Source organism: Limimaricola hongkongensis DSM 17492 (genome assembly GCF_000600975.2).
GTDB lineage: Bacteria > Pseudomonadota > Alphaproteobacteria > Rhodobacterales > Rhodobacteraceae > Limimaricola > Limimaricola hongkongensis.
Genome location: NZ_CM002676.1, coordinates 89,462 through 103,367, shown reverse-complemented (window position 1 = coordinate 103,367; position 13,906 = coordinate 89,462). Strand labels below are relative to the sequence as shown.

At 69.1% G+C, this 13,906-nt stretch carries 10 protein-coding genes and 1 pseudogene; 6 read left to right on the top strand and 5 right to left on the bottom strand.

Features of this window, described 5'->3' with window-relative positions; genetic code table 11:
• Window positions 1-17: 17 nt before the first annotated feature.
• The 4 genes and pseudogenes from xrtE to LOKHON_RS00835 all read right to left on the bottom strand — a co-directional run.
• Window positions 18-1,118, bottom strand: a pseudogene (xrtE, locus tag LOKHON_RS00420) (exosortase E/protease, VPEID-CTERM system); the annotation flags it as partial.
• 199 nt (window positions 1,119-1,317) lie between these two features.
• On the bottom strand, window positions 1,318-1,500 hold the full coding sequence (locus LOKHON_RS16025) for a VPEID-CTERM sorting domain-containing protein (RefSeq protein WP_017929810.1): 183 nt from the start codon (window positions 1,498-1,500) through the stop codon (window positions 1,318-1,320).
• Window positions 1,501-1,661: 161 nt separating this feature from the next.
• Complete coding sequence (locus LOKHON_RS00840) at window positions 1,662-3,944, bottom strand: SdrD B-like domain-containing protein (protein WP_026147628.1); 2,283 nt, start codon at window positions 3,942-3,944, stop codon at window positions 1,662-1,664.
• Window positions 3,945-4,199: 255 nt separating this feature from the next.
• A complete protein-coding gene (locus LOKHON_RS00835) occupies window positions 4,200-5,507 on the bottom strand; it encodes a UDP-glucose dehydrogenase family protein (protein WP_017929809.1) in 1,308 nt (435 codons plus the stop codon).
• Window positions 5,508-6,031: 524 nt separating this feature from the next.
• Here LOKHON_RS00835 and LOKHON_RS00830 point away from each other — a divergent pair.
• From LOKHON_RS00830 to LOKHON_RS00810, 5 genes are all read left to right on the top strand, one after another.
• On the top strand, window positions 6,032-7,183 hold the full coding sequence (locus LOKHON_RS00830; protein WP_017929808.1) for a DegT/DnrJ/EryC1/StrS family aminotransferase: 1,152 nt from the start codon (window positions 6,032-6,034) through the stop codon (window positions 7,181-7,183).
• 9 nt (window positions 7,184-7,192) lie between these two features.
• Window positions 7,193-8,803, top strand: a complete 1,611-nt coding sequence (locus tag LOKHON_RS00825; protein WP_017929807.1) for a GMC oxidoreductase — start codon at window positions 7,193-7,195, stop codon at window positions 8,801-8,803.
• 159 nt (window positions 8,804-8,962) lie between these two features.
• Window positions 8,963-10,405, top strand: coding sequence for a mannose-1-phosphate guanylyltransferase/mannose-6-phosphate isomerase (locus LOKHON_RS00820; protein WP_017929806.1), 1,443 nt, complete (start codon window positions 8,963-8,965; stop codon window positions 10,403-10,405).
• Between the two features lie 88 nt (window positions 10,406-10,493).
• On the top strand, window positions 10,494-11,273 hold the full coding sequence (locus tag LOKHON_RS00815) for an SDR family NAD(P)-dependent oxidoreductase (RefSeq protein WP_017929805.1): 780 nt from the start codon (window positions 10,494-10,496) through the stop codon (window positions 11,271-11,273).
• Window positions 11,254-12,522, top strand: coding sequence for an AI-2E family transporter (locus tag LOKHON_RS00810; RefSeq protein ID WP_017929804.1), 1,269 nt, complete (start codon window positions 11,254-11,256; stop codon window positions 12,520-12,522). Before LOKHON_RS00815 ends, LOKHON_RS00810 begins: the two co-directional genes overlap by 20 nt.
• Here LOKHON_RS00810 and purU read toward each other — a convergent pair whose 3' ends face one another.
• The gene (gene purU, locus LOKHON_RS00805) at window positions 12,523-13,380 is read right to left on the bottom strand and encodes a formyltetrahydrofolate deformylase (RefSeq protein WP_017929803.1); all 858 of its coding nucleotides are present in this window, start codon (window positions 13,378-13,380) and stop codon (window positions 12,523-12,525) included.
• 156 nt (window positions 13,381-13,536) lie between these two features.
• On the opposite strand from purU, the gene LOKHON_RS00800 reads away from it, so the two are divergent.
• On the top strand, window positions 13,537-13,809 hold the full coding sequence (locus LOKHON_RS00800; RefSeq protein WP_017929802.1) for a hypothetical protein: 273 nt from the start codon (window positions 13,537-13,539) through the stop codon (window positions 13,807-13,809).
• Window positions 13,810-13,906: the final 97 nt, after the last annotated feature.

Here is a 13,906-nt window from a genome sequence, read left to right as displayed (position 1 = left end):
AGCCCCCAGCCGAGCCGCAGGATCGGACGCCGGCAGAACCACAGCGCCGCCACCATCGCCGCGACCCGCAGCGGATAGGCGGTTTCGGGGTCGGCAAAGAAGCTCGACGCCACCACGGCCGAGCCCATGAAGACCATGAAGGGCAGGATCCGCGCCACGTTCCAGTCGTCGCGCAGCGGCGGCAGGGCCGGGGCGGCGGCGTCGGGGCGGGCGGCGGCGCCGGCGGGCGCGCGCTGCAGCCACGGCGTGGCGTGCACCGCCAGCATCCCGCCGAAGGTCAGTGCCGCGAACATCAGCCACCCGGCATTGGAGTGAAACCCGTCCACCGCGAGATCGGGCGACACGTTGAGACCGATCCACAAGAGCAGCGTGATCCGCACCGCGTTGAGCAGAAAGGACAGCACGAGCCCGATCGGGACGATCAGGAAGATCCGCGGAAAGGCGAGCTGATGCCTGAACAGCGCGATATAGGTCAGCGAAAAGACGGTCACGAGCGCGAAGCCCTCGATGCCCGAGCAGCTTTGACCGACCTCGACGAAGAAATCGCCCTGCCCCAGCACATAGCTCGAATGCCGGGCGACCAGCTCCATGCCCGCCAGGGCGGCGAAGCTTCTGACCGTCTCGAAGGTGATCTCGGTGACGCCGTGAAGATGCCACAGCGGAAACAGCCGGTCGCCGAGTTCGGGCATCATCAGCCCCAGCACCAGCAGCGCCGGCAACAGCGGGCCGGAATTGCGCAACAGCGCCCCCCAGGCCGTCCAGGGCGCGAGCAGGCGCAAGATCGCCGCGCCGGACAAAAGGCTGCCGATGGTCCAGCTGGCCAGCGCGAGCCGCGCGGCCGACGACCCGGAACCGGGCTCCGTCCCGATCAGCCCCCATGGCAACAGCGTCAGCACCACGCCGAATACCAGCGCCACCAGCGGCGGCACGCTGCGCGCCGACGGGGCGGCCTGCCGCAAAAGCGGCGCGCTCAGCCGTGGCCGGGCCACGGCGTAGATCACCCCGAGCACCAGCGCCGCGATGGCGCGCTCGTCGATCTTCTCGGCAAAGACGCAAAAGCGCCACCGCGCGAGATCGGTGCAGCCTTGCTTGAACAGCACGTCGAAGGTCGGGGCCATCGCGGCGAGCGCCAGGGCAAGGCCCATGGCCGCGATGCCGTGCCCCGCCCGCAAACGCCGCCCGGCTTGCCCGCCGGGCCGGGTCATGGATCTGGTCATGCGGCCCCCGCGATGGCTGATGGCTGGGGCGCCCCGTCCCTGCGGGGAGGGGGCGCCCGATCTTTCGCCCGTGACAGGCGCATACGGCGCCGAAGCGGGTTCAGGCGCGCCGGCGCCGCTCCCAGAACAGCGCCACGGCCCCGAGGATCGCCGCGCAAGCGGCCATGCCGCTCGTGATGTCGATCTCCGGCACCTGCGTCGGCGGTGGTGGCAGGAAACCGGCCTGCGCCGATCCCGCGGCCATCACGGCGGCGGTGGCGAGAACGAGAAGTCGTTTGCTCATGAACGGAGCCCTCCTGAAACGCGCCGCGATCCCTGACCCCACGGCGGACACTGAGACATGCGGGGCCGCTCGAAGCGGACCCCGCGCGCACCGCCCCATCCCTCCCGGCAAGGGCGGTGCGACTTCGGCGGCCAGGCGCCGAACCGGTCCCGAACCGTTTCTCAGACGCAAAGGCAGTCCTGCGCCAGCGCCTCGAAGGCGACGCCGATGATCAGCGGCTGGTCATGGCCTTGCTGCTGCGCTTGCGCCGTCGGGGTGATCAGCAGGCCGACGATGTCGCCCTCCCCCGCCTCGAACCCCTCGCCATTGGCGATGGCCGCATCGAGGATTTCGCGCGCATTCTCGGATGTCCCGATCGGCGCGAACAAGGAACCATCGGGCAGCGGGCCGTCGGTGAGCCCCCAGATCGCGCCCTGGATCTCCATGTCGTTATAGGTCTCTCCCGTGCCGTCGCCGTTGTCGGTGTCGCCGAAGCCCTGGTTGAGGATCCAGTTGACGAGGTCGAGGTTGTCCCTGGCGGTCTGGCCGTTGATCCCGACCGTCTCCAATTCGCCCGCCGGCACGTTCGCGGCGACGGCCACCGTCATCTGGCCCTTGACCACCGGCGCGAGATCGATGTCGCCATTGGCGTCGACATCGAGCGTGTCCTCGTAGCCCGACAGGCAATAGGCCTCTTCATAGACCATGCCGTCGAAGCGGGCGTCGCCGGTGCCCGACAGCTTCAGCGTGATCGCGTCGGCATTGATCAGCGGCTCGTAGCTTTGCTGCATCTGGAAGCAGACCTCGCCCTGCGGCAGGCTGGCATTGATCGTCGCGAGCGTGTTCTTCGCCCCGCAGATCGTCATGTCGACCTCGGCCGTGGCCTCCAGATCGCCATCGGTGATCGAATAGCCAAAGCTGTCGGAGGCGGTTTCGCCGATCAGCAGGTCGGCGGCCGCGACGCCGTCATAACTCGCGCCGGAGCTGTCATAGGACAGCGTGAAGTCGGCGTTCAGCGTCACCGTCGCGCCGGAGGCCAGCGTGACGCTGTCGCCGATGGCCACCGCCACGCCCGCGACATGCGCCACCTCGACCGGGTCGCCATCGGGGTCGCCGTCATTGCCCAGCACGTCGATCACGGTGGTTTCGGTCGCGCAGACCTTGCCGCTGTCGTCCTGCGGCTCCGGCGCGTGGTTGCGCCGCACCAGCCCCGCATCCGCCGACAGGTCGGTCTGCCCCGCCGCCAGATCATAAAGCCCGGTCATGCCGGTGCCGGGGTCGGCGTCGCTGTCGGTCGCATCGTCGCCCTGGTTCGCCGTGGTGAACTCGAACTCGTCGGTCGGCTCGAACGCGACCGCGTAGCGGCCCGCCGCCAGGTCGTCGAAGAGATACCTGCCCTGCGCGTCGGTGGTGGTCGTGTCGATGATGGTGCCGCTCTCGTCCTTGAGATGCACCGTGACCCCGGCCACGCCGGCCTCGTCCGCGTCCTGCACCCCGTCGCGATCGGCGTCGAACCAGACGAAATCCCCCAGCGCCGCGGGCAGGGGCGTGTCGTCCTTGCAGATCTCGAGCTTGTCGATGCGGGCGAATTCATTGCCGTCGCGCACGCCCACGATGGTGATCCGGTCACCTGCGCTCAGCGCGACATCGTCCAGCGTGATCTCGCGGAACACGCCGGTTTCGCCATAAGCTCCGCCGGTGTCCTCGTCGAGCCGGACGCTCTTGAGCAGCCGGCTGCCGACATAGATCTTGATCAGGCCCTGACCGTCATTCTCGTCGACGACGCAGAGCTTCAGGTCATAGGTGCCGGTCTCGCCCTGGAACACGGTCTTGGCATAGGAGGGATCGCAGCTGGTGGTCTTGATCACCTCGCCGCCGGAGGCGCCGTCGAGGGCATGGATCTTGTAGTTGTAAAGCTGCATGTCCTCGGCCTCGATCACGAGGCAGTCGCCCGGCGGGGCGGAGGGTTTGCAATCGCCGGCATCGAGCTGGTCGTAGCCCAGCTTGATGTTGCCGTTCAGATCGCAGCTCTTGCCGACGGTGAGCCGGGCCCCCGCCTGCGGCACGCCATAGGCCGAATGGAAAGTGTAGTAATTCGCGCCCGAGCCCTCCTGCTCGAACTCGATCATCACATAGCGGTTGCCCTGCGCGTCGCGCACCTGGAAATACTTCTCGGCATAGATCCGGCCGCCATTGCCGATATCCGCGCCGTCCGGCCCGTCGCAGATCCGCGCGGTCTGGTAGCTGCGGTCGGCGGCCTTGTCGTTGCAATAGGACCTGTCGCCGGACAGGTAGGGATCGTCATCGCGCACCTTGACGCACAGGCCGGCATTGGCCGGCATCTCGAACCGGTCGCCGCAATCGACGCCGCCGGACAGGCCATTGTCCTGAAGATCTCCAAGCGACAGGGCCGTGAATTCGCGAATTGTCGGAGCGTTGTGATAGTCGTATTTCTGATAGGTCATGGGCCACCCGGAGCACTGATCAAAACGAAACAAATCAAAAAAGGCGCGCAGAACAGAGGGGAACACCCCCGGCTGAAATCGAGAACATCGATTTCGAAAATACCACGAATACTAAAGCCAGCATCATGCCCGCCAATCCGCATGAGTCAAGGCATTACATTATTCCCGGCGCCATCGGCGATGGTCCGCATTGCGCCAGGGGTCGCAAATCCGGTGCCCCGCCGACGATAAAGGAAACGCGTTCTCCCGCGGAATTCAAATCCGCCCCACGCCTTCATACGCCGTGAAACCGGCATCCCGCGCCTGCGCCGGATGATAGATGTTGCGCAGATCGGCCATGCGCGGAACCGCCATCCGGCTTGCCAATTCCCTGAGGTCGAGCGCGCGGAATTCGTTCCATTCCGTCAGGATGACCAGAAGATCGGCGCCCTCGGCGGCCAAATAGGGATCCTCGGCCCATTCGACGTTCGGCAACAGCGTCTGCCCCTCGCGGCGGCCCTGCGGATCGACCACGCGCACATGCGCCCCGCCGCCGACCAGCGCCGGCACGATGGTCAGCGCCGGTGCGTCGCGCATGTCGTCGGTGTTGGGCTTGAAGGTCACGCCGAGCACGGCCACGATCTTGTCGCGGAACGTGCCGTCGGCGAGGGTCTGCAGCTTGTCGATCATCCGCCGCTTGGTCTCTTCGTTGGCGCGGATCACCGCCTCGACGATCGACAGCGGCATGGCGTGCTCCTGCCCGATCCGGGCCAGCGCGCGGGTGTCCTTGGGAAAGCACGACCCGCCATAGCCCGGACCGGCATGCAGGAACTTGTTGCCGATCCGGCCATCGAGCCCCATGCCCTTGGCGACCTGCTTCACGTCGGCCCCGGCGCGTTCGCACAGGGCCGCGATCTCGTTGATGAAGGTGATCTTGGTCGCCAGAAAGGCGTTGGCGGCGTATTTGATCATCTCCGCCGACTCCAGGTCGGTGGTAATGATCGGGAAATCGCGCAGGTAGAGCGGGCGGTAGATCTCGGCCATCACGGCGGCGGCGCGCTCGGTCTCGACGCCGACGATGACCCGGTCGGGCTTCATGAAATCGTCGATCGCCGCGCCTTCGCGCAGGAATTCCGGGTTCGAGACCACGTCGAACTCCAGCCCCGGATTGGTGCCCGCGATCACCTCCTTGACCTGCCGGTTCGCGCCGACGGGCACGGTCGACTTGGTGATGACCACCAGATACCCGTCGGCGGCCTTCGCGATCGCCTCGGCGGCGGCCATCACGTAGCTAAGATCCGCGTGGCCATCGCCCCGGCGGGTCGGCGTGCCCACGGCGATGAACACCGCCTCGGCGCCGCGCACCGCCGCCAGAAGATCGTCGGTGAAGGACAACCGCCCGGCTTCGACGTTTCGGGCCAGAAGCACGTCGAGCCCCGGCTCGTAGATCGGCACCTCGCCGCGGGCGAGGCGGTCGATCTTGTCGGGGTTGTTGTCGACGCAGACGACCTCGTGGCCGAAATCGGAAAAGCAGACCCCGGACACCAGCCCGACATATCCTGCGCCAATCATCGCGATCTTCATGCAGCCGCTCCCATATGCCCGCAACCCCGGATGCCGTCCGGGTCAGAATGCCGACAGCCGCCGTTTCAGGCAATCTTTAAGCGCCGGCGCGATCCGCGCGTCCCGCACCGGGCGGCGACCACACCCCCGCGCTGGATTTGACGTCGCGCAGATGTCGCGCCCGGAATGGCGCCGGGCTGGCATCTGGGCCGGCACCGTCGTCTTCATGCGCGCCCGCAGGCGGCCAAGGCGAAGGCCGGCGCGACATGAAGAGGTGAATGGCGGCGTCTCGTCTCGGCCCCTTTCGCCAAGGGCGAATTGGGGGCGGATCCGGCACGCCGCCGGCTTTGCACATCGCATGAGAGCGCAATTACGGGAAAAATGCGCGTTTTTGTTCTTGCCCTGTGGCGGGGCTTCACGTGCTAATGACGTATCGTCAACCGGATGGCGCAGCGTGGCCCGTTCGAGGGCCGCGCGCCCGGCTCCGGGAGCGCCACGCGCCATCGCCATGCCGGTGGCCGATCGGACAAAGGGGTGGCTGGAGAATGTATCAGATCGGGGTCAGGGAGATGCTTGCGCTGTGCAATGTCGTCTCCCGCCGTCAGCTCATGCGGTATCGTGGCGGCGAGAACGGCTATGCCGACCGGTTCGAGGCCGGGCTCCGGGATCGCTGCGATGTCCGGCACGCGCTGGCGGTCAACAGCGGCACCAGCGCGTTGATCGCCGCGCTGGTCGGGCTGGAGATCGGCCCCGGCGACGAGGTGATCGTGCCCGCCTATACCTGGATGGCGACGGCGGTGGCCGCCACGGCGGTCGGGGCCACGCCGGTGCTGTGCAACGTCGATGCCAGCCTGACCATCGATCCCGACGACATCGAACGCCGGATCACCCGCAACACGCGGGCCATCATCCCGGTCCACATGAACAACCTCGTCTGCGACATGGACCGGATCATGGACATCGCGCGGCGGCGCAACGTCGCGGTCGTCGAGGATGCGAGCCAGGCCGTCGGGCTCAGCTACAAGGGCAAGGCCGTGGGCGCCATCGGCGATGCCGGCGTGTTCAGCTTCAACCAGTTCAAGAACATCACCGCGGGCGAAGGCGGCGCGCTGCTCACGAACAACGAAAAGATCTATGCCCGGGCGCTGATGTATCACGACATCGGCGCCTCCACCCGCGAGGGGGCCAACCTGCACAACCAGATCGTCTTCGCCTCGATGAACATGCGGGTCTCCGAGCTTACGGCGGCGGTGCTCTACACCCAGCTTCAGCGGCTGGACGGCATCGTCAGGAACCTGCGGGCGCGGCGCGAGACCGTGCTGTCGGCGCTCAAGAACATTCCCGGCGCCGAGCCCGCCCCGCATAACGACCCCGAAAACGCGGTCGGCCTCGCCATCCGGCTGCCGGACGCCGACGCCGCCGCCGCCTTTGCGGGCCGGATGGACCGGACCTCGCGCGCCATCGACAGCGGGCGCCATATCTTCACCACCTGGAAGCCGATCCTCGATCGGACCGCGGCGGACCCGCGGCTCAACCCGCGCAACTGGGCCGAGCGCGACGTCGATTACGACGTCGCGGCGTTCCAGCCGACGATGGCGCATCTCGCCCGCACCTGCCTGATGGAAACGCCGTTCCGGCTTCCCCACCCCATGCTGCGGCGGAAATACCGGAAGGCGGCGCAGTCATGGACCGCCTGAGACGCACAGATGAACCTCGCTGACCCCCCCTGCCGGGAGGCCAGCCTCGACGAGGTGCGGGCCGGGACCGGCTATGATGCCGTCGTGATCGGCGGCGGCGCCACCGGCGGGCTCGCCGCCGAACAGCTGACCGAAGCCGGGCGACGGGTCCTGCTGCTGGATGCGGGCTACCGCAAGCCGCTCGGCGAGGCGCCGGTGGGGCGCATCGTGTCGGGCTTCACCCGGCTGGCCGCGCGGCCCGCGCTGCAGCGCGCGCTGCCCTATCGCGCGCTCGTGCTCGGGCAGAAGGTCCTGCGCGGCGCGGCCCGTTTCCGCCAACCGGTCCAGTCGCAATGCTATGCCTGGCCGAGCGCGCCGGACGCCTTCGTGGACGACATCGACAACCCCTACGAGACGCCGCCGCGACAGCCCTATCGCTGGGTGCGCGTGCGCCAGCTGGGTGGACGGATGATCGTGCCCGCCCATGGCAAGCAGTATTACCGGCATTCCGAGGTCGATTTCTCGCCCCCCGACGCGCCGGGCTGGCCGGTCGATTATGACGAAATCGCGCCCTGGTACGACCTGGTCGAGCGCAAGCTGGGCCTGTCGGGCCGGCGCGAATCCTCCCGCTGGATTCCCGACAGCCGGATCGAGACGACGATCGCGCCGAACCCGCTGCAATCGATCCTGCTCGACCGGCTGGCCGAACGCTACCCGTCCTACACGCCGATCCTGGGGCGCCACGCCCTGCCGCGGCCCTCGGTCGAGATCGCGGCCCGGACCGGCCTGCTCGGCCTGCGCAAGGGCGCGGTCGTGCGCAGCCTGCAGCTGACCGAAGCCGGGGCGGTGGCCGGGGTCAATTTCGTCGATGCCCGTTCGGGCGCCGAGATCTTCGCGCCCGCATCGGCGGTGTTCCTCTGCGCCTCGGCCTTCGAAAGCACGCGCATCCTGATGAATTCGAGCGCCGAGCGGCACAGCACGCGGTTCCCTGCGCCCTCCCCGGCGCTCGGCCGCTACATCACCGATCACATCTCGGCCAAGATCGAGGGCACGCTTCGGGACCGGCGCGTCGCCGGGGTCAGGATCAGGACCGAGCCCGAACATTGCATCTGCCTGCCGCGCTTCGACACGCGCACCGCCGCGCAAGGCGTCTCATCGGGGGGCTTCGGCCTGCGCATGTACCTGTTCGGCGGGGGCCGCGGCACCTGCCATTTCGTCGCCGTTTCGGATGCGGAGCTGGAGCCGCGCGACACCAACCGGCTGGTGCTGTCCGAACGGCGCGACCGCTGGAACATCCCGGCGCTGCGCATCGACTGCCGCCACGGTGCGCGCGACGCGGCGGTGTTCGGCCAACAGGTCGAGGCGCTGCGCGAGCTCGTCGAGCTGTTCGACATCGAGACCGACATCTCGGATCTCGCCCCGTCGGTGCCGGGCGCGTCGATCCATGAATGCGGCGGCGCGCGCATGGGCACGGACCCGTCCGCTTCGGTGCTCGATGCGCGCAACCGGCCCTGGGGGGTCAAGGGGCTCTACGTCACCGACGGCGCGGCCTTCCCGGCCATCGGCATCCAGAACCCGACCCTGACCATGATGGCGCTCACCGCCCGCGCCTGCGACTTCCACATCCGCGCCACGGCATGAACGACCCCGCCGGGCGGAGGTCGCGACCACCGTTCCCCGACCCGCCGCACCCCCAGTTGCCGCAATGTCTCCTTTATTTCGCCCCGATTTCCCCTTCGGTTGTACGGGCGCCTGCGATACCCCGGTGCCATCCGCGCCCTGTCGACGAATGGAGGCCCCATGGTCACGATCACCCCGGTTCTTCTGTGCGGCGGCTCCGGCACGCGGCTATGGCCGCTGTCGCGCAAGAGCTATCCCAAGCAGTTCGTGCCCCTGGTGGGCGAAGAGACGCTGTTCCAGGCCTCGGCCCGGCGGCTGCATGGCACGGGGCTCGGCGCGGGCGGGCTCGGCTTCGCGGCCCCCGTGGTGCTGACCAATGCCGAGTTCCGCTTCATCGTCGCCGAACAGCTCGGCCAGGCGGGCATCGATCCCGGCGCGGTGCTGATCGAACCCGAGGGACGCAACACCGCCGCCCCGATCCTCGCCGCGGCGCTGCACCTCGCCGCCACCGACCCCGAGGCGGTGATGCTGGTCGCGCCCTCGGACCATGTCGTGCCCGACGCGCCCGCCTTTCACGCCGCGATCGAGCGCGGTCTCGGCCCGGTTTCCGAAGGCCGCCTCGTCACATTCGGGATCACACCCGACCGGGCCGAAACGGGGTATGGCTATCTCGAGATCGCGGCGCCGGTCGCCGATGGCGCGCCGCAGGATCTGGTGCGCTTCGTCGAAAAGCCCGACGCCGCGCGGGCCGAGGCGATGTTCGGCTCCGGCGCCTTTTTGTGGAACGCGGGCATCTTCATGGCCCGCGCCGCCGACATGGCCGCGGCGTTCCGCCACCACGCCCCCGATCTGTGCGCCCCGGTCGAGGCGGCGCTCGACCGCGCCCGGGCCGATCTGGGGTTTTTGCGGCTCGACCCGGCGGCCTGGGCGGCGGCGCCCGACATCTCGGTCGATTACGCGGTGATGGAAAAGGCCGGAAACCTGTCGGTGGTGCCCTTTGCCGCCGCCTGGTCGGATCTGGGCGGCTGGGACGCGGTCTGGCGCGAAAGCGGCCCCGACGCGCATGGCGTGGTGGCCACGGACGGGGCCACGGCGATCGATTGCCGCGACACGCTGCTGCGCTCGGACAGCGACCGGCTCGAAATCGTCGGGATCGGGCTCGACAACATCATGGCGATCGCCACCGGCGACGCGGTGCTGGTGGCCGACATGCGCCGCGCGCAGGACGTGAAGCTGGCGGTCGCGGCGCTCAAGGCCAAGCAGGCCCCCCAGGCCACCTCCTTTCCCAAGGTGCACCGGCCCTGGGGCTGGTTCGAAAGCCTCGTGATCGGCGGCCGGTTCCAGGTCAAGCGCATCCTCGTGCATCCCGGCGCGGCGCTCAGCCTGCAAAGCCACCACCACCGCTCCGAGCACTGGATCGTGGTCGAGGGCACGGCGCGGGTGACGGTGGATGACGCGGTCACGCTCGTGACCGAGAACCAGTCGGTCTATATCCCGCTCGGCGCGGTGCACCGGATGGAAAACCCCGGCAAGCTGCCGATGGTGCTGATCGAGGTGCAGACCGGCGCCTATGTCGGCGAGGACGACATCATCCGCTACGAGGACGTCTACGCCCGCGGCTGATCGCGGCAGGCCGGAACCCGGCCCGCCGCGGACAGTTGCCCCCCTGACGGGGCCCGCGCGGCGGCCCCGCGACGTCAGCGGGGGGCACATGACCGGACGGTTACAGGACAGGATCGCCATCGTCACCGGCGCGGAATCCGGGATCGGGCAGGCCACGGCCATCGCCTTTGCCAAGGCGGGGGCCGATCTGGTGCTGGCCTATCTCGAGGATGCCGATGCCGTGGACGAAACGGCCCGCGCGGTGCGCGCCACCGGCCGCGCCGCGGTCAGCGTGCAATGCGACCATACTTTGCCCGGCGACGTGGAGCGGCTGTTTGCCGCCGCGGCGGACGCCTTCGGCCCGCCCGACATATTGGTGAGCGCGGCGGGACGCGACGCGCCGGGCATCGAGGCGGCCGAGATGCCCGACGAGACATGGGAGACCATGCTCAGGACCGACCTCTTCGGCCCGTTCCTGTGCGCCCGCGCCTTCATCCGGGCGCGCCGCGCCGCGGGCGGCGGCGGGCGGATCGTCAACATCTCCTCGGTGCACGAGGAGATCCCGCGCATCGGCTCGGCCGCCTACGACGCCGCCAAGGGCGGCTTGCGCAACCTCACGCGGACGCTCTGCCTCGAACTCGCGCCCGACCGGATCGCGGTCAACAACATCGCGCCGGGCATGATCCTCACCGCGATGAACCAGGCGGCGATGGACGACCCCGAGCAGCTGGAGCGGCAGGTGCGCAACATCCCGTGGCGCCGCCCTGGCCAGCCCGAGGAGGTCGCGCATCTGGCGGTCTACCTCGCCTCGCCCGAGGCCGATTACGTCACCGGCCAGACATTCACCATCGACGGAGGCTTGTCGCTGAATGTCGGACAAGGCGCCTGAAACGGAAAACCGCGCGGCCTCGGTGCCGCAACGGCTGGCGCATCCCGCGCTCGGGCTGCTGGCGCTGATCGCGCTGGTCATCGCGGGCTGGGCGCTGCATGCGATGCGGCCGGTCTTCCTGCCGATCACCTTCGCGCTGTTTCTCGCGCTGCTCCTGGCGCCGGTGCAGCGCGGCGCCGCGCGGCTGGCGGGCGGGCGGCGCTGGGTCGGCCATGTCGCGGCGATGGCGGCGCTCGGCGCGGCGCTCGCGGTGTTTCTCGCCGTGCTGTGGCTCTCGGCGCAACAATTCCTCGTCCGGTTCCCGGCCCAGGAGGCGCAGCAGGCGATCGACCAGCTGTCGCAGGCGCCCGACGGCGCGGGCCGCGCCACGGGGCAGGTCGCCTCCGAGGCCACGGGCGCGGCGGTCGAAAGCGCGATCCAGGCCACGCCGGGGGCCGGGATCGATCCGGGCAGCGCGCCAAGCCGATCCGACGACACCGGCAGCTCGGAGAGCCTGGTCGCGCAGATCCGCGGCATGGCCGATGGCGGCATCGGCGGCACGCTGGTCGAACGGGCCTCGGGCCTCGCCACGACGGTGGTGTCGATGATCTCGGGCATCCTCCTGGCGCTGGTGCTGATCTTTTTCCTGACCCTGCTGATGCTGATCGAGGCGCCGCGCTGGCAGCGCAAGCTGTCGGCCATGACGCGGTCGGACACCCGTGACGAGGTGCTCGGCGCGGTCGATGTGGTCGCCGGCAAGATCCGCCGCTATCTCGGGGTGCGGCTGGTTCTGGGGCTGCTCACCGGGGCGCTCTATGCGGGCTGGCTGTGGCTGTTCGGGGTCGACCTTCTGCTGGTCTGGGCGCTGCTGGCCTTCGTGCTGAACTTCGTGCCCTCGGTCGGCTCGCTGATCTCGGGCGTCCTTGCGGTGATCTATGCCTTTGCGATCAAGGAGCCCGGCACGGCGGTGCTGATCGGCGCGGGGCTGTTGGTGATCGAGCAGGTGATGGGCAATTACGTCGATCCGCGCGTGCAGGGCCGGCAGCTGTCGATCTCGGCGCTGGTGATCCTTTCGGCGCTGCTGTTCTGGGGCTGGATCTGGGGCGTGGCGGGCGCGATCCTCGCGGTGCCGATCACCATGGCGGTGATGGTGGTCTGCGCCCATGTCCCGCCGCTGCGCTGGATCGCGCTCGCCCTGTCGGACGAGACGGATTACGCCGGGATCGAAGCGCGGCTCGGCGCCCCGGACCCGGCCGGGGCGCGCCGCTGATCATTTGCCGAACACCACCGTGCGGCCGCCATTGACCAGCACCCGCCGGTCCAGATGCAGCGCCACGGCCCGCGCCAGCACCCGGCGTTCGATGTCGCGCCCCTTGGCCACGAGATCGTCTGGCGTGTCGGCATGGGTGACGTGCTCGACGTCCTGGGAGATGATCGGCCCCTCGTCGAGATCCTCGGTCACGTAATGCGCGGTGGCGCCGATCATCTTCACGCCGCGGGCATGCGCCTGATGATAGGGCTTGGCGCCCTTGAAGCCGGGCAGGAAGGAATGGTGGATGTTGATGCAGCGCCCCGACAGCCAGGCCGACATCTCGTCGCTGAGGATCTGCATGTAACGCGCCAGCACGACCAGCTCCGCCCCGGTCTGTTCGACCAGCGCGCGGATCTCGGCCTCCTGCTGCGGCTTGGTCTCCTTGGTGATCGGCAGGTGGTGATAGGGCACGCCCTTGGGCAGCGTCAGGCTGAGCGCGGTCTCGGGGTGGTTGCCCGCCACCGCCACCAGATCCATCGGCATCTCTCCGATCCGCTGCCGGTACAGCAGGTCGGCGAGGCAGTGGTCGAATTTCGACACGAGGATCAGCACCTTGGGCCGGTAATCCTGCGCCGCGAGCTGCCAGGTCATGCCGAAGGCGGTGCCGATGCCGTCCATCTTGGCCCGGAACCCGCCATCGCCGCCCACCTCCTGCGGCAGCCGGAAGGCCACGCGCATGAAGAAGGTGCCGGTCTGGATGTCGTCGAACTGCCGCGCCTCGGTGATGTCGCCGCCGGTCTCGGCGAGCGCGGTGGCGACGGCGGCGACGATGCCGGGTCGGTTGCGGCAGGTGAGCGTCAGGATATGGGTGGTCATGGCATCTCTCGTCTGGGGCTTGCGGCCGTTTTCGCGCGCCCGGCGGCGGGATGCCAGCACGCCCGCGCCGCTCCGGCGCGGTTTGGCGACATTGCCGCGCGAAACCCGGCCCCCGCTGCCGCGTTGGGGAACAGAGGTTTCCGATAGGAGCACGACATGAGCGAGGCGAAGACGACGACCGACCACGACGAGATCCGCGATTGGGTCGAGGCGCGCGGCGGCCACCCGGCGCGGGTGCGCGACACCGGCGATGACGGCGGGGCGGGCCTCCTGCGCATCGATTTCGAACCGCAGGCCGACGGGCTGGAGCGGATTTCGTGGAGCGACTGGTTCGCCACCTTCGAGGAGAGCGGCCTGGCCTTTCTGCATCAGGACCGCGCCGCCGACGGCGCGGCCAGCCGGTTCAACAAGCTGATCAGCCGCGACTGAGGCAGGCCGCGCCCGGGGCGCCGATGCGCCGCCGCGGGCGTGGCTCGCCTCTCCCCCGCTGCCCGGCCCGGCAAAGGCGCCCCCTGCCCCGCCGCGG